Origin of the sequence: Marmoricola sp. Leaf446 (genome assembly GCF_001424755.1) — a bacterium.
Classification (GTDB): domain Bacteria; phylum Actinomycetota; class Actinomycetes; order Propionibacteriales; family Nocardioidaceae; genus Marmoricola.
The window spans coordinates 119393-136210 of the sequence record NZ_LMRF01000004.1 but is presented as its reverse complement, the minus strand read 5'-3'; the positions used below and the strand labels follow the sequence as shown (position 1 = coordinate 136210).

17 protein-coding genes are annotated in these 16818 nt (G+C 74.1%); 5 read left to right on the top strand and 12 right to left on the bottom strand.

Features of this window, described 5'->3' with window-relative positions; genetic code table 11:
• Positions 1 to 18: 18 nt before the first annotated feature.
• Both nusA and rimP read right to left on the bottom strand, forming a co-directional pair.
• Positions 19 to 993: a transcription termination factor NusA gene (gene nusA / locus ASG49_RS12330; protein ID WP_056542273.1), complete on the bottom strand. Its 975-nt coding sequence runs from the start codon at positions 991 to 993 to the stop codon at positions 19 to 21.
• Positions 993 to 1463 carry a ribosome maturation factor RimP gene (gene rimP, locus ASG49_RS12325; protein ID WP_056542270.1) on the bottom strand — a complete coding sequence of 157 codons (471 nt, stop codon included), beginning with the start codon at positions 1461 to 1463 and terminating at the stop codon, positions 993 to 995. The genes nusA and rimP overlap by 1 nt, the downstream gene beginning before the upstream one ends.
• Positions 1464 to 1571: 108 nt before the next feature.
• Between rimP and ASG49_RS18645 the strand changes: the two genes are divergently transcribed.
• Together ASG49_RS18645 and ASG49_RS18640 are read left to right on the top strand one after the other, a co-directional pair.
• Positions 1572 to 2093 carry a hypothetical protein gene (locus ASG49_RS18645; protein ID WP_056542268.1) on the top strand — a complete coding sequence of 174 codons (522 nt, stop codon included), beginning with the start codon at positions 1572 to 1574 and terminating at the stop codon, positions 2091 to 2093.
• Entirely contained in the window at positions 2090 to 2509 is a 420-nt protein-coding gene (locus ASG49_RS18640; protein WP_056542265.1) for a ferritin-like domain-containing protein, read from the top strand. Before ASG49_RS18645 ends, ASG49_RS18640 begins: the two co-directional genes overlap by 4 nt.
• A 13-nt stretch (positions 2510 to 2522) precedes the next feature.
• Here ASG49_RS18640 and ASG49_RS12310 read toward each other — a convergent pair whose 3' ends face one another.
• From ASG49_RS12310 to ASG49_RS12285, 6 genes are all read right to left on the bottom strand, one after another.
• Positions 2523 to 3797, bottom strand: a complete 1275-nt coding sequence (locus ASG49_RS12310; RefSeq protein ID WP_235562053.1) for an acetamidase/formamidase family protein — start codon at positions 3795 to 3797, stop codon at positions 2523 to 2525.
• Positions 3798 to 3926: 129 nt separating this feature from the next.
• Positions 3927 to 4625, bottom strand: coding sequence for an HAD family hydrolase (locus tag ASG49_RS12305; RefSeq protein ID WP_056542263.1), 699 nt, complete (start codon positions 4623 to 4625; stop codon positions 3927 to 3929).
• Positions 4626 to 4698: 73 nt separating this feature from the next.
• Positions 4699 to 5676: a zinc metalloprotease gene (locus ASG49_RS12300; protein ID WP_056542261.1), complete on the bottom strand. Its 978-nt coding sequence runs from the start codon at positions 5674 to 5676 to the stop codon at positions 4699 to 4701.
• Between the two features lie 104 nt (positions 5677 to 5780).
• The gene (locus ASG49_RS12295) at positions 5781 to 7535 is read right to left on the bottom strand and encodes a proline--tRNA ligase (protein WP_056542259.1); all 1755 of its coding nucleotides are present in this window, start codon (positions 7533 to 7535) and stop codon (positions 5781 to 5783) included.
• A gap of 107 nt (positions 7536 to 7642) precedes the next feature.
• Positions 7643 to 8071: a DoxX family protein gene (locus ASG49_RS12290; RefSeq protein WP_235562052.1), complete on the bottom strand. Its 429-nt coding sequence runs from the start codon at positions 8069 to 8071 to the stop codon at positions 7643 to 7645.
• 15 nt (positions 8072 to 8086) lie between these two features.
• Positions 8087 to 8932 (bottom strand): GNAT family N-acetyltransferase, encoded by an 846-nt coding sequence (locus ASG49_RS12285; RefSeq protein WP_056542258.1) that lies wholly within the window; start codon positions 8930 to 8932, stop codon positions 8087 to 8089.
• Between the two features lie 73 nt (positions 8933 to 9005).
• Here ASG49_RS12285 and ASG49_RS12280 point away from each other — a divergent pair, with 73 nt between their 5' ends.
• A complete protein-coding gene (locus tag ASG49_RS12280) occupies positions 9006 to 9695 on the top strand; it encodes a hypothetical protein (RefSeq protein WP_156384321.1) in 690 nt (229 codons plus the stop codon).
• Between the two features lie 40 nt (positions 9696 to 9735).
• Entirely contained in the window at positions 9736 to 11130 is a 1395-nt protein-coding gene (locus ASG49_RS12275) for a hypothetical protein (protein ID WP_235562051.1), read from the top strand.
• A 69-nt stretch (positions 11131 to 11199) separates the two neighbouring features.
• On the opposite strand, the gene ispG is transcribed toward ASG49_RS12275, so the two are convergent.
• From ispG to ASG49_RS12255, 4 genes are all read right to left on the bottom strand, one after another.
• Positions 11200 to 12351: a flavodoxin-dependent (E)-4-hydroxy-3-methylbut-2-enyl-diphosphate synthase gene (gene ispG, locus ASG49_RS12270; protein ID WP_056542254.1), complete on the bottom strand. Its 1152-nt coding sequence runs from the start codon at positions 12349 to 12351 to the stop codon at positions 11200 to 11202.
• Between the two features lie 20 nt (positions 12352 to 12371).
• Complete coding sequence (locus ASG49_RS12265; protein WP_056542252.1) at positions 12372 to 13697, bottom strand: RIP metalloprotease; 1326 nt, start codon at positions 13695 to 13697, stop codon at positions 12372 to 12374.
• Complete coding sequence (gene dxr / locus ASG49_RS12260) at positions 13694 to 14806, bottom strand: 1-deoxy-D-xylulose-5-phosphate reductoisomerase (RefSeq protein WP_082534091.1); 1113 nt, start codon at positions 14804 to 14806, stop codon at positions 13694 to 13696. Before dxr ends, ASG49_RS12265 begins: the two co-directional genes overlap by 4 nt.
• Positions 14807 to 15017: 211 nt before the next feature.
• The gene (locus ASG49_RS12255; protein ID WP_162244527.1) at positions 15018 to 15956 is read right to left on the bottom strand and encodes an SDR family oxidoreductase; all 939 of its coding nucleotides are present in this window, start codon (positions 15954 to 15956) and stop codon (positions 15018 to 15020) included.
• A 31-nt stretch (positions 15957 to 15987) separates the two neighbouring features.
• On the opposite strand from ASG49_RS12255, the gene ASG49_RS12250 reads away from it, so the two are divergent.
• Positions 15988 to 16800, top strand: a complete 813-nt coding sequence (locus tag ASG49_RS12250) for an SDR family oxidoreductase (protein WP_056542247.1) — start codon at positions 15988 to 15990, stop codon at positions 16798 to 16800.
• Positions 16801 to 16818 lie beyond the last annotated feature (18 nt).

Here is a 16818-nt window from a genome sequence, read left to right as displayed (position 1 = left end):
ATCTCGGACCCCGCTCGGTCAGTCCGCGGGCGCCTCGTCGGAGCGGATGTCGATGCGCCAGCCGGTGAGGCGGGCGGCGAGGCGGGCGTTCTGCCCCTCCTTGCCGATCGCCAGCGACAGCTGGAAGTCGGGCACCACGACGCGGGCGGAGCGGGCGGCTAGGTCCACCACGGTGACCGAGGAGACGCGGGCCGGGCTGAGCGCGTTGCCGACCAGCGTCGCCGGGTCGTCGGACCAGTCGACGATGTCGATCTTCTCGCCGTGCAGCTCGTTCATGACGTTGCGCACGCGCTGGCCCATCGGGCCGATGCACGAGCCCTTGGCGTTGACGCCCGGCACCCGCGTGTGGACGGCCAGCTTGGTGCGGTGGCCGGCCTCACGGGCGATGCCGGCGATCTCGACGGTGCCGTCGGCGATCTCGGGCACCTCGAGCGCGAAGAGCTTCTTGACCAGGCTGGGGTGGGTGCGCGAGAGCATCACCTGCGGGCCGCGCATCCCCTTGCGGACGCTGACCACCAGGCACTTGATGCGGGTGCCGTGGGAGTAGTCCTCCCCCGGGACCCGCTCGCCGGCGGGCAGCAGCGCCTCGAGCGACCCCAGGTCGACCATGACGTCGTCGGGGTTGCGGCCCTGCTGGATGACGCCGGAGACGATGTCGCCCTCCTTGCCGGCGAACTCCCCGAACTTGCGCTCGTCCTCGGCGTCGCGCAGCCGCTGCAGCATGATCTGCTTGGCGGTCGTCGCGGCGATCCGGCCGAAGCCCGCCGGGGTGTCGTCGTACTCCCCCACGACCTCGCCCTCGGCGTCGCGCTCCTGCGCCACGACCGTGACGTGGCCGGACTTGCGGTCGAGCTGGACGCGGGCGTGCTCCTGCGCCTCGTTGCTCTTCTGGTACGCCGTCAGCAGCGCCTGCTCGATGGCCTCGACCAGCACCTCGAAGGGGATCTCCTTCTCGCGCTCGAGCATGCGCAGCAGGTTCATGTCGATGTCCATCAGGACTCCTCGTGCTTGGTGAACTCGATCTGGACCTTGGCCTTGGTGACCTCGTCGAACCCGACACGGCGGGCGGTGCCGCCGACGTCGAGGTCGGCGCCCTGCTCGTCGGCACCGACCAGCCGGCCGGTGACGTCCTCCTCGCCGGGCAGCGTGACCTTGACCAGCCGGCCCACGTTGCGGCGCCAGTGACGCGGCAGGGTGAGCGGGCGGTCGACGCCGCGCGAGGACACCTCGAGGGTGTAGGCACGCTCGCCCATGAGGTCGCGCTCGTCGAGCACGCGGGAGACCTCGCGGGTCGCCTCCGCGATCTCGTCCATGGTGACGCCGCCGTCCTTGTCGACGGCCACCCGCAGCACGCGGCGCTTGCCGGCGGCGGAGACGTCCACGGCCTCGAGGTCGAGCCCCAGCGCGAGCATCGGGGCGACGAGCTCCTCAGCGAGGCGATCCCTGGTGTCGGACGCAGTCATGTCCCAGACCCTCCAAGCTGTGCTGTTGTGGAGTGCCACCCTAACGCCCCGGCGGGGCGCGCTCCGCGACTGCGTCGGGCGGGGGGCCGCCGCCCCTAGGATGCTCGGGTGGTCGACCCGAGCCCGACGCGGCGCACGCTCTCGCGCCGCACCCTGGTCACCGGCGGGCTCGCCGTCGGGGCCGCGGCGACCGTGCTGCCCGGCTGCTCGGTCGACACGCCGCTGCGGCGCGACGACTCCCCCCGGCCGCGCCCGCTCGCCCCCGACGTCGCCGTGGCCACCACCGCCCTCGCCGAGCTGCGGGCCGCCCGACGCGCGGTGGCCGCGACCACGCGCCGCTTCCCCGCGCTACGGGCCGCGCTGGACCCCGTCGGGTCGATGCACCGGGCCCACGAGGCGTCGCTGGTCGACGCGGTGCCCCGCGGCGCCGACCCCAGCACCCCCGTCACGCCGTACGCCGTGCCCCGCCGCCGTCCCGCCGCGCTGCGGGCCCTGCAGCAGCGCGAGCAGGAGCTGCACGAGCGGCTGGCCACCCTGGCCGCCCGGGCCCAGAGCGGCGAGTTCGCGCGGCTGCTGGCGAGCATGGGCGCCGGGGTGCAGCAGCGACTCGCCACCTGGCCGGTGTCGTGACCCCGGTCGAGGCGCTGCAGAACGCGCTCGCCGCCGAGCACGCGTCGGTCTACCTCTACGGCCTGCTCGGGGCCCGGGCCTCGGCGTCGGCCCAGCCGGTGCTCTTCGACCGGCTCCAGCAGGCGTACGCCGACCACCGCACCGCCCGCGACGACCTCGTCGCCCGACTGGCCCGTCGTGACGTCGACCCCGTCGCGAGCGAGACCGACTACGCCCCGCCGGGGCCGGTGTCGACCCCGGCGCAGATCGAGGCCGTCGCCCGCACCCTGGAGCGCCGGGTGGCGCTGACCTACGGCGAGACCGTGGCCCACACCTCGGGCGAGGACCGGCTCGCGGCGATCGACGCGCTCGACGCGGCCGCCGTCCGCGGCCTGGGGTTCGGGGAGCCCCCGACCGCCTTCCCCGGCCTGGCCTGAGGCTCCCCGCGCCTCAGCGTCCGAAGTCGGCCTTGGTGATGAGGGCGTGGATCCCGGTCGTGCGGTCGACGACCTGCGAGCACTGGAAGTCCGCCGCCGCCGAGAGGTAGGCGTAGGCCACGGGTCCGGCCACGCCCAGCTCGTCGGTGAGGAACGCCAGCGCCTGCCGCACCGCCGCCTTCATCGCCAGGTCGAGGCTGGTGGCGTTGCCGCCGTTCTCCGGGCCGTCGGGGTCGCTGAGCCCGATCGGGATCCAGTGGTCGGGGGTCTCGGCGAACGGCGCGTCGAAGGCCGGCCGGGGCGCGCCCCGCAAGCCCCGCTTGACCACCGTCAGCCGGAAGGTCGGCCGCAGCGACCCCTCCATCGCCGTCAGCGCCACCTCGCCGTCGCCCTGCGCCATGTGGGGGTCGCCGCTGTAGAACATCGCGCCGGGCACCTGCACCGGCAGGTACAGCGTGGAGCCGACCGTCAGGTCGTTGATGTCGATGTTGCCGCCCGCGTCCGTGGGCGGCACCGAGTCCACGAGGGCCGAGGTGTCGCGGGCGACGCCCATCATCCCCATGAACGGGTGCAGGTCGAACCCGACGGGCACCGCCCCGGGCAGCCGGCCGCGCAGGCCGCCCCGGGAGCGCTCGGCGGCGGCGAAGACGCTGATGTTGCCGCCCTCGTTGAAGTACGGCCGCGCCCGGGGGTCGCCCTCGAACTTCTCGGGGTACTCCCCTGGCAGCGCGCCCTTGCCGTGGCGGTTGGAGATCACGCCGTACGGCACCCGCAGCGGGAGGTCGAGCACCTCGATCTTCAGCACGTCGCCGGGCTCGGCGCCGCGCACCGCGATCGGGCCGGTCACGACGTGCGGGCCGGGTCCGTCGTGCGGCGTGCGCGCGGCCACGGCGACGGCGTCGCGGAGCACGGCGCGCTCGGCCACGCCGTACTGCTCGAAGAACTGGCGGGGGTCCTTGCCCTGGTCCTCGAGCAGGCCCTCGTGGGAGATGGTGTCGAGGGTGACCACGTCGCCGGAGCGCACCACGGCCACGGGCTCGGAGTCGCGGTTGGGCAGCCGGCCCCACAGCACCTCGTCGGCCTTCGCCCGGACGTAACGGCCCCGGGTGCGACCGACGCCGGGCTGCAGCACCTGCAGCGGTCGCGCGCGGGTCGCGGGCGCGGCGCTCGCCGCGCCCTGCTCCCCGGTGACGAGGGCGGCTCCGAGGGCACCGGCCGCTGCGGCGCGCAGCATCGAGCGGCGGGCCAGGGCGGCGGCCGGGGAGGGGAGGGCGGGGTGAGCGGGCACGGGGGTGCTCCTCTGTCTCGGTGACGGGTCCACGCCACCGAAGCAGGGGGAGGTTTCGTCCCGACGACGCCAGATGTCGGGGAGGTCACACGTCGTCCCCCGGCGTACGACGCACCGCGGCTGCGGCGCTCAGAGGCCGGCGATGATCCCGGGGAGGTCGGCGAGCTCGTGCGCCACCGCGTCGGGGACGCCCTCGGAGTGGCCGACCTGCTCGGCCGGGATGACGCTGTGGGGCACGTGGACGGCGCGCAGCCCGGCGTTCTGGGCCCCCCAGACGTCGTCGTAGAGCCGGTCGCCGACGTAGACGCAGCGCGCCGGGTCGGAGGCACCGACCGCCGTCATCGCCGCCCGGAACACCTCCGGCGACGGCTTGGTCCACGGCACCTCGCTGGTGTAGACGGCGCCGTCGAGGAGGTCCAGCACGCCGTCGCGCCGGAAGAAGTCCTCGTGCCAGGCGCGCGGCCAGATCGTGTTGGACAGCACCCCGACCCGGACCCCGGCCTCGCGCAGCCCGGTGAGCAACGGCACCACCTGCGGGTCGGTGGCGGTGTGGGGCTCCCAGAACTCCCGGTAGTGGCTCAGCAGGTCCGGGTCGTGCGGCAGCCCGGCCTCGTCGAACAGGTCGGCCACGGTCGAGCTGCGCTGGTGGTCGCGGCTGCGCCCCCAGATCACCTGGTTGGCGCGCTGGAGCGTGTCGACGTGGACGTGCGGTGGGTGGCTGGAGCCGGTCACCGCGTGGGCCAGGGCGAGCGCCTCGGCGTGGAAGTCGATGTCGTGCCAGCGGGTCAGCGTCCCGCCCCAGTCGAAGATCACGGCCTCGGGGTGCATGACGGGAGGCTAGTGGGGCGGCGTCGCCCGCCCGGTCCGCGGTGGGTCCACGGGGCCGGGCGGACGGGTCGGCTCAGGCCCGGTAGGCCGTCCACATCTGGTCCATCCGGCTGTCCTGGCCGGCGCTGAACGTGGTGTAGCAGCTGTCGTAGCTGTAGTCCATGTAGTTGTGGATCGGGTCGAGGCCCGGGGCGGGGCAGGAGTCGCGGCCGGTGGGGCACCCCGACGACGGCGAGGCCTGGGCCGGGGTGTCGCTCACGGAGTCGCCCGGGTCGGCGCACCCGCCCTGGAAGGTGTGGTAGAGCCCGAGCCAGTGGCCGGCCTCGTGGGTGGCGGTCTCACCGAGGTCGTAGTTGGTGGCCGACCCGCCGGGCAACGAGGAGTACTGCACCCGGATGCCGTCGATCCGGGGCTGCTTGGAGTAGTCCCACGGGAAGGTGGCGATGCCGAGGTAGTCGAAGTCGACGAGCCAGATGTTGAGGGCGTTCTTGCCGCCCTGCCGGGTCGCCGCCCGGTACTTCGAGCTCTGCTTGTCCTGGTGGTAGGCGTCGTTGACGATGCGGTCGGTGCCCGCGAGCCGGAAGCCCACGCCCGTGTCGAGCCCGGCGCCGTTGACGTCGGCGCCGCCGTAGGTCTGGTTGAGCACGGTGACCTGCTGGGCGATCTGGGCGTCGGTGACGTCGCCCGCACCGCCCTTGCCGATCATCACGTGGACGTAGACCGGGATGCTCGCGATGCTGTTGCCCGCCGCGGCGCTGGTCCGGTCGGCGCGCTTCTGGCGCACGATCTGCCTGGTGGAGGCGTCGATGCGCCGCTGCTCGGCGCGGCTGACCTCGCGGGTGTCGGCCTTGGAGCCGGCCTGTCCGGGACGGACCCGCGCCGAGGCGCCGGCCTGGTCCACGTGGTCGGCGTGGTCGGTCTGCTCGACGCAGTCGGCGGCCTGGCGGGCCGAGGACGCGGCCACGGGGGCGGCGGCCGTGGAGGCGGCTCCGGCGGTGAGGGTGGTGGCCAGCGCGGCCGCGAAGGCGGCGCGCAGGAGCGTGCGTGTCATGGGTCTTCCTTCCCGAGAGGACCTCGACCGTATGCCGCGGCGCACGGCCGGCACCAGACCCCGAGACCAGATCGTTGCCCGCCGCAACCGCGGCGGGTCCCGGGCTACCCGCGCACGACCCCCACCAGGTGGTCCACGGCCTCGCCGACGGGCACCTCGGTGCGCTCGCCCGTGCGACGGTCCTTGACCTCGACGTTGCCGTCGACCAGGCCGCGGCCGACGGTGACGATGGTGGGCACCCCGATCAGCTCGGCGTCCTTGAACTTCACCCCGGGGCTGACCTTGGGCCGGTCGTCGTAGATCACCTCGACGCCCCGGGCCGAGAGCCCCTCGGCGAGCGTGGTCGCGGCCTCGAAGACGGCGGCGTCCTTGCCGGTCGCGACGACGTGCACGGCGGCCGGGGCGACCTCGCGGGGCCAGATCAGGCCGAGCTCGTCGTGGTTGGCCTCGGCGATGGCGGCCACCGCGCGCGTCACGCCGATGCCGTAGGAGCCCATCGTGACGGTCACGAGCTTGCCGTTCTCGTCGAGCACCCGGAGGTCGAGCGCCTCGGCGAACCAGCGACCGAGCTGGAAGATGTGGCCCATTTCGATGCCCCGGGCGGACTCCAGGGTGCCGTCGGCGCACTGGGGGCAGGCGTCGCCGTCGCGGACCTCGGCGGCCTCGATGGTGCCGTCGGGGGTGAAGTCGCGGCCGACGACCAGGTCCAGGACGTGGCTGCCCTGCACGTCGGCACCGGTGACCCAGCGGGTGCCCTCGGAGACCCGGGGGTCCACGACGTAGCGGATCCCGGAGGCCGACGCCTCCCCCAGGGCGCCGGGACCGATGTAGCCCTTGACCAGCGCCGGGTGCTTGCGCAGCTCCTCCTCGTCCATCGGCTCGACCTCGATCGGCTCGAGCTGACCCTCGAGCCGCTTCTGGTCGACCTCGCGGTCACCGGGCAGGCCGATGGCCAGCGGCTCGCGGGTGCCGTCGGGGTGCTTGAGCACCACCAGGACGTTCTTGAGGGTGTCGCCCGCCTGCCAGGGGCGGTCATCGCGGGGGAAGGCCTCGTCGAGGTGGGCGACCAGGGTGGCGATGGTCGGGGTGTCGGGGGTCTGCTCGGCGTGGGCGGCCGGCGCGTCGTCGTACGGCACGGGCGCGGGGGTCGGGACGGCGACGGCCTCGACGTTCGCGGCGTAGTCGCAGTTCGTGCAGCGGACGTAGGTGTCCTCCCCGACCTCGGCCTTGGCGAGGAACTCCTCGGAACGCGAGCCGCCCATCGCGCCGCTGGTCGCCTTGACGATCGCGTAGTCGAAGCCGAGCCGGTCGAAGGTCTTCACGTACGCCGCGCGGTGGGCGGCGTAGGAGCGGTCGAGGCCCTCGTCGGTGACGTCGAAGGAGTAGGAGTCCTTCATGATGAACTCGCGGCCGCGCAGCACCCCGGCGCGGGGACGCGCCTCGTCGCGGTACTTGGTCTGGATCTGGTAGAGCCAGACCGGCAGGTCCTTGTAGGAGGAGTAGAGGTCCTTCACCGCGAGGGTGAACATCTCCTCGTGGGTCGGACCGAGCAGGTAGTCGCCGCCCTTGCGGTCCTGGAGCCGGAAGATGCCGTCGCCGTAGGTCGTCCAGCGGTTGCTGGCCTCGTAGGGCTCCCGCGGCAGCAGCGCCGGGAACGACAGCTCCTGGGCCCCGATCGCGTCCATCTCCTCGCGCACGATCCCCTCGACCTTGCGCAGCACCCGCAGGCCCAGCGGCAGCCAGGTGTAGATGCCGGGGGCGGCGCGACGGACGTAGCCGGCGCGGACCATCAGGCGGTGGCTGGGCACCTCGGCGTCGACGGGGTCCTCGCGCAGCGTGCGGACGAACAGCGAGGACATGCGGAGGACGTGGGGTGTTGTCACCGGCACAGGCTAACGACCGGAGCGGGTCGCGGGCCGGGCGAGGTGGACCACGACGAGCGCCGGGCCGAGCGGGCGGCGCGGCGCTACCGGACCGGCCGTCCCGCGCGGGCGGCCCTGAGCGCGACCCGCAGCGGCGGGAGCTGCAGCGGCAGCCGGGCCCAGGCCGCGGCCTTCACGGCCGTGCTGTCGCTGCGGCGGGCGTCGCCGGCCATCTTGAGGTTGGCGGGGTAGACGGCGAGCAGCAGCGCGGCGCTCGCCCAGCCGGCGGCGGGACGCGTGCGCGGGTGCAGCAGGCCGGCGGCGCACACCAGCTCGGCGACGCCGCTGACGTAGACGATGCCGCGGTGGGCGGGCAGCACGCGCAGCACCATCGGCTCGAAGGTCTGCGGCCGCACCAGGTGCACCACGCCCGAGGACGCGAACGCCGCGGCCAGCCCGAGCACGCCGGGGTCGGGGCGACCGCGGTCGCGCCGGTGGGTGGGGCCGGTCAGCAGCGGGCCGAGGTGGGTCACGTCGCGCTCCTCGCGTCAGAACATGATGGTGGAGAAGGTGTCGGTCTGCTCGAACCCGGCGCGGGCGTAGGCGGCCCGCGCAGCGGTGTTGTGGGCGTTGACGTAGAGCGAGACCGCCGGGGCGATCTCGCGCAGGCAGGTGGCGACCACGGTCGCCATCCCGGCGGCGGCCAGCCCCTGTCCGCGCAGCTCGGGGTCGACGTACACGCCCTGGATCTGGCAGGCGCTGGGGCCGGCGCACGCGACCTCGGCCTTGAACAGCACCCGGCCGTCCTCGATGCGCGAGAACGACCAGCCGCGGCCGACGAGCTGGTTGACGCGGGCGCGGTAGAGGTCGCGGCCGCCGTCGACCTCGGGCGAGACCCCGACCTCCTCGGTGTACATCGCCACGCAGGCGGGGTAGAGCACGGCCGCCTCCTCGCGCGTCGTACGCCGGACCTGCTGGTCGCAGGCGATGTCGGCCGGCCTGGTCGTGACGAGGTGGGGCTGGTCCCAGCGCAGCTCGCGTGGCCGGGGCCAGCTGTCCTCCAACCCGGCCCAGAGCACCTCGACGGCGTCGCGCGGACCCACGATGGTCGAGCTGCGGGGGCTGTTGCGGGTGGCCCGCTCGGCGAACGCCTCGCACGCCGCCGGGCTGGCGCTCACCGGCACCAGGTTGGCGCCGACGTGGCACAGCGAGACCAGCTCGTCGCCCTCGTGGTAGCCCCACATCTCGCCCCCGAGCCAGCGGGGGTCGAGCTGGGTGATGCGGGTGCGGTAGTCGGCGAAGACGTTGGCGACCGGGTCGCGGGCGACCACGGCCAGCGCGGCGGTCACGTCGGAGGGCCCCAGCACGCGCACGCCTTGGCTCGTCCGGACCACGCGGGGAGCCTACGGCAACGGGGGTCGTCGGGTTCGGGAGTCAGCGGACCGGCGCCAGGTCTACGGTGTGGCCATGTCGCACCCCCGGCCTCGTCCCCGCCACCGGTTGCCGGTCACGCTGCTGGCCCTGGCCCTGACGGGCACCGTCCTCGCCGGGTGCGGAGGCGGTGACGACGGCCGCGACGGCAGCGCCGAGCCCGCTGCGGAGGAGGTGGACCCGCAGGACGCGGCGTGCCGCACGCGGTGGCGCGCGCTCGCCGACGAGGTCGGTGACCGGTCGCAGGACGAGCACCCCTCGACGCTCGCCGGCCGCTGGACCAGCGTGTCGGCCACCATCGACTACTACGCGGTCAGCGGGTCGGCCTCGGACTGCGAGAAGACGCTGGACGCCCAGCGTGCCCAGGTGGCCGCCCTGGAGGAGCTGGGCACCGCGCTCCGGCGCTACGACGTGCTCTACCAGCACGACCGGCTGGCCGAGGACGCCGCGGCGTACACCCCGCCGAAGGCGCGCAAGGGGCAGGACGAGCCGCCGAGCCGCAAGGCCGTCCGCGCCGCCCTCGGCACGCTGGAGGAGCAGGCGCCGCGGGCCGAGAAGGACCAGCTCGCCGGGTGGCAGCAGGCCACCGCCATCGACCCCACCGAGAAGAAGTCGGTCGCCAAGGCCAAGAAGGACCTCGCGTTCCTGTCGCAGGAGAGCGCCGCCTGGCGCAGGGCGAGCGCCGCCCAGCGCACCATCGAGCGCGGCCTCCGCGCCGCGGGCTGACCCCGCGCGTCCCTCACCGGGGTCCTGCCATGCTTCGGCCGTGACCGACCGCGCCACGCACCCCGACCACGACCGGGCCGGCGGCCGGCGGCCCCGGCTGACCCGGCTGCTCCCCTGGCTCGGCCTCGCGGCCGCGGTGGGCGTCGTGGTGTGGGCGTTCTGGTGGCCGGGCCACAGCGGCGAGCAGGTCTACCCGCGAGCACCGCGCAACGCCTCCGACCGCGAGGTGCCGCCGCTGCACGGGCTGTGGGAGCCGAAGTGGTGGGGACCCGGCACCGCCCCGGCGGTGCTGCTGGCCCTGCTCGGCTGGAGGTACGCCGCCGCGGTCGCCGACCGGCTGCCCTGGCGCGCGCTGCTGCTGGCGTCGTACGCCGTGGGGCTGGGGTGGATGGTCTCGCTCGCCCTCGTCGACGGGGTGGAGGGCCTGACCCGGCAGCTCGGCAACCCCTTCGAGTACCTCACCACCGCCCGCGAGGTGACCGACGTCCCGCAGCTGCTGACGACCTGGCGCGAGCGGATGCCGCTGTACTCCGAGGACGCCTTCCCCACCCACGTCGCGGGCCACCCGCCCGCCGCCCTGCTGTTCTTCGTCGGGCTGGTGCGGATCGGGCTGGGAGGCGACCTGGCCGCGAGCCTCGTGGTGGTGCTCCTCGCCGCCAGCACCGCCCCGGCCGTGCTGGTGGCGCTGCGGGCGCTCGGCGCGGAGACCACGGCACGGCGAGCGGCGCCGTTCCTGGTGCTCGCCCCGACTGCGGTGTTCATGGCCGTCTCCGGCGACGCGCTGTTCGCGGCGATCGGGGCGTGGGGCATCGCCTGCCTCGCGCTCGGCGCCACCCGCACCCGGCGCGGACCGGCCCTGGCCTGGTCGGCGCTGGCGGGGCTGCTGCTCGGGACTGTCGTGATGATGTCCTACGGGCTGCCGCTGCTCGGCGTCGTCGCCGTGGCCGTGCTCCTCGCCGCGCGGTCGTGGCTGCCGCTGCCGGTCGCCGCGGCCACGGCCCTGGTGGTGGTGCTCGGGTTCGCCGCGGCCGGCTGGGCCTGGTGGGACTACTACCCCGTGCTGGTCGACCGCTACGAGGAGGGCATCGCCAAGGACCGGCCCGAGGACTACTGGCGCTGGGCCAACCTGGCCCTGCTGTTCCTCAGCGCCGGCCCGCTCGTCGGGGCCGCCGTGGCGAACCTGCTGGCCACGACCCGGGCGACCTGGCGGCTCTACCGGGCGCCCGTGCTGCTGACGGCCGCGGGCGCCGTCATGGTGGCGACCGCCGACGCCTCGGGGATGAGCAAGGCCGAGGTGGAGCGCATCTGGCTGCCGTTCATGCCGTGGCTGCTGGTCGGCTGCGCCCTGCTGCCCGACCGCTGGCGCCGCTGGGGCCTGACCCTGCAGCTGCTCACCGCCCTGGTGGTGCAGCACCTCTTCTACACCGTCTGGTGAGGTAGTCCGAGACGAAAAGCACCGCCGGAGGGCCTCCGGCGGTGCTTCCTGTCTCGGACTATCGGGAGCTCAGCCGACGCTGACCTCGGCCGACGCGCCCTCCTCGGCCTCCATGGTCTCGGCGATGCGCATCGCCTCCTCGATGAGGGTCTCCACGATCTGGCTCTCGGGGACGGTCTTGATGACCTCGCCCTTGACGAAGATCTGACCCTTGCCGTTGCCGGACGCGACGCCGAGGTCGGCCTCGCGGGCCTCACCGGGGCCGTTGACGACGCAGCCCATGACGGCCACGCGCAGCGGCACCTCCATGCCCTCCAGGCCCGAGGTGACCTGCTCGGCGAGCTTGTAGACGTCGACCTGGGCGCGGCCGCACGACGGGCAGGAGACGATCTCGAGCTTGCGGGGGCGCAGGTTGAGCGACTGCAGGATCTGGATGCCGACCTTGACCTCCTCGACCGGCGGGGCCGAGAGCGAGACGCGGATCGTGTCGCCGATGCCCTGGGACAGCAGCGCGCCGAACGCGGTGGCGGACTTGATCGTGCCCTGGAACGCCGGGCCGGCCTCGGTCACGCCGAGGTGCAGCGGCCAGTCGCCGGCCTCGGCGAGCAGCTCGTAGGCCCGGACCATCACGACGGGGTCGTTGTGCTTGACCGAGATCTTGAAGTCGTGGAAGTCGTGCTCCTCGAACAGCGAGGCCTCCCAGACCGCCGACTCGACCAGCGCCTCGGGCGTGGCCTTGCCGTACTTGTCCATGATCCGCTTGTCGAGCGAGCCCGCGTTGACGCCGATCCGGATCGAGGTGCCGTGGTCCTTGGCGGTCCGCGCGATCTCCTTGACCTGGTCGTCGAACTTGCGGATGTTGCCCGGGTTGACGCGTACGGCGGCGCAGCCGGCCTCGATCGCGGCGTAGACGTACTTGGGCTGGAAGTGGATGTCGGCGATCACCGGGATCTGCGACTTGGTCGCGATCGCCGGCAGCGCGTCGGCGTCGTCCTGGGAGGGGCAGGCCACCCGGACGATGTCGCAGCCCGACGCGGTGAGCTCGGCGATCTGCTGCAGCGTCGCGTTGATGTCGGAGGTCAGCGTCGTGGTCATCGACTGCACCGAGACCGGGTGGTCGCTGCCGACGCCGACCTTGCCCACCTGGATCTGGCGGGTGGGGCGACGCGGGGCCAGCACGGGCGGCGGGGCCGCCGGCATGCCGAGGGACACAGAAGTCATGGACCCAGTCTAGGAGCGGGTCACGAGAGGCTGATCGGGGCCAGCACGTCGGCGACCACCAGGACGACGCTGACGACGAGGATCACCGAGGCCATCACGTAGGTGACGGGCAGCAGCTTGGCCGCGTCGACCCCTCCCGGGTCCGGCCGGCCGCGCAGCCGCGCGAGCGCCCGGCGGACCGTCTCGTAGAGGGTGGTCGCCATCTGGCCGCCGTCGAAGGGCGGCAGCGGCACCAGGTTGACCAGGCCGAGGAACAGGTTGAGCCCGGCCAGCAGCGTGATGATCGCGAAGAACCGGTCGAGCCCGGGCACGCGTTCCTCCGAGGCCAGCTCGCCCGCGACCCGGCCGGCGCCGACGACGCTCATCGGGCCGTTGGGGTCGCGCTCCTCCAGCCCGAGTGCGGCCTGGCCGGCGTCCCAGACCCGCGCCGGCAGGGTCCCGATGGTCTTCAGCGTCTGCCAGGTGCCGTCGGCCATCACCGTGACGACGTAGCCGAGGTCCTGGCGCTCGCGCTCCTGCGTGGGCACCACGCCGAGGAACCCGACCTCGGAGACCTCGGTGGGCTTCTCGGCGTCCGTGACCTGGGTGGTGACCGTGGTGGTGGGCCGCAGCGTGACCTCGCGGCCGGCGCGCTCGACCACGACCGTGGCCGTCCGCTCGCCGTTGCCGCGGATCGCCCGTTGGGTCTGCGACCAGGTGCGCACCGGCTCGCCGTTGATCGAGACGAACCGGTCGCCGGAGCGGAACCCGGCCTCGCGGGCGGGCGAGGCCGGGTCGTCGGGGGTGCAGTCACGCTGCGGCTGGTCGGCCGTCGCCGCGGTCACCGCGATCACGCACTCCGAGACCCCGGAGACCGTGGTGGTGGCCTGGTAGACGCCGTAGCCCATGAAGGTCATCGCGAACAGCCCGAACGCCAGCACCAGGTTGATGGCCACGCCGGAGCCCAGGATGACCAGCCGCTGCCACCACGGCTTGTCGTAGAACAGCCGGCCGTGGTCGGCGGGGTCGACGTGCTCGTACTCCGCGTCCCGGGCGTCGCTGGCCAGCTGGGCGAACATGCCGGTCGGCCGGCTGCGGACCATCGTCGCCGTGGCGCCCGCGTCGGCGTTGGGCGGGACCATCCCGACGAGCTTGCAGTAGCCGCCGAGCGGGATGGCCTTGAGGCCGTACTCGGTCTCGCCGCGCTGCCGCGACCACAGCGTGCGGCCGAAGCCGATCATGAACTGGGTGACCTTGACGCGGAACAGCTTGCCCGGGACCAGGTGCCCGGCCTCGTGCAGGGCCACCGAGCCCAGCAGCCCGACCACGAAGACGAGGACGCCGAGGACGAAGAGGAGCACGGTCATGCAGGGGCGTCCTTCAGCAGGCTCTGGGTGTGGTCGCGGGCCCAGCGGTCGGCGGCGAGCACGTCGTCGACGGTGAGCCGGGCCGCTGGCTGCTGCGAGGGTACGTCGTGCGCGGTCAGCACCCGCGCCACCGTGTCGACGATGTCGACGAACCGCAGCCGGCCCTGCCGGAACGCCTCCACGCACACCTCGTTGGCGGCGTTGTAGACGGCCGGGGCGGTGCCACCGCGGGTGCCGGCCTCGCGGGCGAGACGCACGGCGGGGAAGGCCTCGTCGTCGAGCGGGGAGAACTCCCACGTCTGCGCGGTCGTCCAGTCCACCGCCGGCGCCGTGCCGGGCACCCGGTCGGGCCAGGCCAGGCCGAGGGCGATCGGGATCAGCATGGTCGGCGGGCTGGCCTGGGCCAGGGTCGAGCCGTCGGTGAACTCCACCATCGAGTGCACGACGCTCGTGGGGTGCACCACCACCTCGATGTCCTCGAACGGGATGCCGAAGAGCAGGTGGGCCTCGATCACCTCCAGGCCCTTGTTGACCAGGGTGGCGGAGTTGATGGTCACGACCGGGCCCATCGCCCAGGTGGGGTGGTCCAGCGCCTGCTCCGGGGTCACCTCGGCGAGCTCGTCGCGGGTGCGGCCGCGGAACGGTCCCCCGCTGGCGGTGAGCACCAGGCGGCGTACCTCGGAGGCGCTGCCGCCCCGCAGGCACTGCGCGAGCGCGCTGTGCTCGCTGTCGACCGGCACGATCTGCCCCGGCGCCGCGAGGTCGGTGACGACGGGGCCGCCGATGATCAGCGACTCCTTGTTGGCCAGCGCCAGCACGTTGCCGGCCTCGAGCGCGGCCACGGTCGGTCGCAGCCCGACCGCGCCGGTGACGCCGTTGAGGACCACGTCGCACTCCAGCCCGGCCGCCTCGACCGAGGCGTCCTCCCCCAGCCCGTGGAAGGCGGGGCCGAGCTCGGCGACCTGCTGCTCGAAGAGCTCCTCCTGCGACCCCCCGGCGGTCAGCGCGACCACCCGGAACCGGTCGGGGTGGGCCCGGACCACGTCGAGGGCCTGGGTGCCGATCGAGCCGGTGGACCCGAGGATGACGACGTCGCGGCGCTGGTTCACCGGCCCATGGTGGCAGCCGACGCCGACAGGAGCCTCACGCACCGCTGGCTACGCTGGACGGTCCAGCCCCGCTCCACCCCCGCGGCCCCAGACGCGACGGAGCACCGCACCACCCTGCACCGCCGGCCGACCCGGCCCGCCCGGGACGGCGCTCCGTCGTCTGCGGCTCCCGACAGGAGCGAGCGACCCCGTGACCCACCCGTACGCCGCCTCAGCGACGGCGGCGCCAGCGTGCCCGGCCGTCGGCCCGGCGCAGCCGGCCCACGGGCGTCCAGCCGCCGCGGAGCCCCTCGCGCCCGGTGTCGGCCGCGAACACGTTGCCGGGGCCGTCCTCGGTGCTCGGACCGCGCAGGGCCACCCGGTCGACCAGCGGGCCGGAGATGCGGTCGTAGACGAACGGCAGGTAGCGGAAGCCGAGCACGGCGAGCTTGTTGACGGGCCCCGCGTCGGAGGCCCGGCGCGGCCGGTCGAGCATCGCCAGGCACTTCGTGGCCACCGCCTCGGGCGTGATCACCGGCGGCGGCGCCGACCCGCGGCTCCCGGCGTAGGAGGCGGCCTGGTGGTAGATCGGCGTGTCGATGGCACCGGGCTTGACCAGGCAGACGTGGATGCCGCGCTCGTGACGGGTCTCGGCCTGCATCGCTCGCACCAGGCCCAGCTGGCCCCACTTGGCGGCGCTGTAGATGCCCATCGAGGGCACCGCGATCTCGGCGAGCAGCGAGCTGACCACCACGAGCGTGCCGCCGCCCTGGCGGCGGAACACCGGCAGCACGTGCCGGGCCAGGTGGTGGGTGCCCATCACGGCGGTGTCGACCACCCGCTGCACGACCTCGGTCGGCACCTCGTCGACGTCGCCGTAGGCCATCACCTGGGCCGTCGTCACCACCGCGTCCAGCCGGCCGTGACGCTCGAGCACCTCGGCCACCGCCCGCTCCACGGCCGCGCCGTCTACCACGTCGGCGGCGATGCCCAGCGCCCGGCCCGGCAGCGCCGCGGCGACCTCGGCCACCCGGCCGGCGTCGCGGGCCACCACGGCGACGACGTCGCCGCGGGCGGTCGCGGCACGCGCCACGGCCAGGCCGATGCCGGACGTCCCGCCCACGACCATCAGCACGCGCCCCGGACCCGCCACACCCTCGTCAGTCGTCACCCCTCGCACACTACGGACAGGTAGATCAGCCATGACCTCACGCACGGTCCTCGTCACCGGCGCCTCCAGCGGCATCGGCCGCGCCACCGCCATCCAGGCCGCGGAGGCCGGCGACCACGTCGCCCTGCTCGCGCGGCGCAAGGAGAAGCTGGAGGAGGTCGCCGAGGAGTGCGCGGCCGCCGGCGCCTCCGGCACCACCGTCGTCGCGGCCGACGTCGCCGACGACACCGCCGTCGGCGACGCCGTCGACGAGGTGGTCCGCGCCACCGGCCGGCTCGATGCGGTGCTGCACTGCGCCGGCGTCGTCAGCTACGGCCGCACCGAGGACACGACGCCGGAGGACTTCGACTCGGTGGTCTCGACCAACCTGCTCGGGGCCGCCAACGTCGCGCGCCACGTCGTACCCGTCCTCCGGGAGCAGGGCGAGGGCACCCTCGTCCTCGTCGGCTCGCTGCTCGGCCACATCAACGTGCCCGAGATGACGCCGTACGTCGTGAGCAAGTGGGGCGTCCGGGCCCTGGCGCGCCAGCTCCACATCGAGAACCTCGACACCCCCGGCGTCCGCATCGTCCACGTCGCCCCCGGCAGCGTGGACACCCCGATCTACGGCAGCGCACTCGACTCCGCCGGCGGCGTCAACACCCCGCCCCCGCCGACCATCTCCCCCGAGCGCGCCGCCCGGGCCGTGCTGCGCCACGCCCACGGGCGTCGTACGCCGACGCGCTCGGTGCAGACGGCCTGGAGCAACTACGCGATGCTGCTCGCCTTCAACCTCGCCCCGGCCGTCTGGGACCGCACCGTCGGCCCCGCCTTCGAGCTGGTCTCCCGCCGCCGCGGCCAGTGACCGGAGAGCGGACACAGC

Excerpts from the sequence above, each read along its gene's own strand:
- ASG49_RS12265 (WP_056542252.1), bottom strand. The coding sequence starts at position 13,697 with ATGACCGTGCTCCTCTTCGTCCTCGGCGTCCTCGTCTTCGTGGTCGGG.
- nusA (WP_056542273.1), bottom strand. The coding sequence starts at position 993 with ATGGACATCGACATGAACCTGCTGCGCATGCTCGAGCGCGAGAAGGAG.
- ASG49_RS12300 (WP_056542261.1), bottom strand. The coding sequence starts at position 5,676 with ATGACACGCACGCTCCTGCGCGCCGCCTTCGCGGCCGCGCTGGCCACC.
- rimP (WP_056542270.1), bottom strand. The coding sequence starts at position 1,463 with ATGACTGCGTCCGACACCAGGGATCGCCTCGCTGAGGAGCTCGTCGCC.
- ASG49_RS12295 (WP_056542259.1), bottom strand. The coding sequence starts at position 7,535 with ATGTCCTCGCTGTTCGTCCGCACGCTGCGCGAGGACCCCGTCGACGCC.
- ispG (WP_056542254.1), bottom strand. The coding sequence starts at position 12,351 with ATGACTTCTGTGTCCCTCGGCATGCCGGCGGCCCCGCCGCCCGTGCTG.
- ASG49_RS12280 (WP_156384321.1), top strand. The coding sequence starts at position 9,006 with ATGTCGCACCCCCGGCCTCGTCCCCGCCACCGGTTGCCGGTCACGCTG.
- ASG49_RS12305 (WP_056542263.1), bottom strand. The coding sequence starts at position 4,625 with ATGCACCCCGAGGCCGTGATCTTCGACTGGGGCGGGACGCTGACCCGC.
- ASG49_RS12250 (WP_056542247.1), top strand. The coding sequence starts at position 15,988 with ATGACCTCACGCACGGTCCTCGTCACCGGCGCCTCCAGCGGCATCGGC.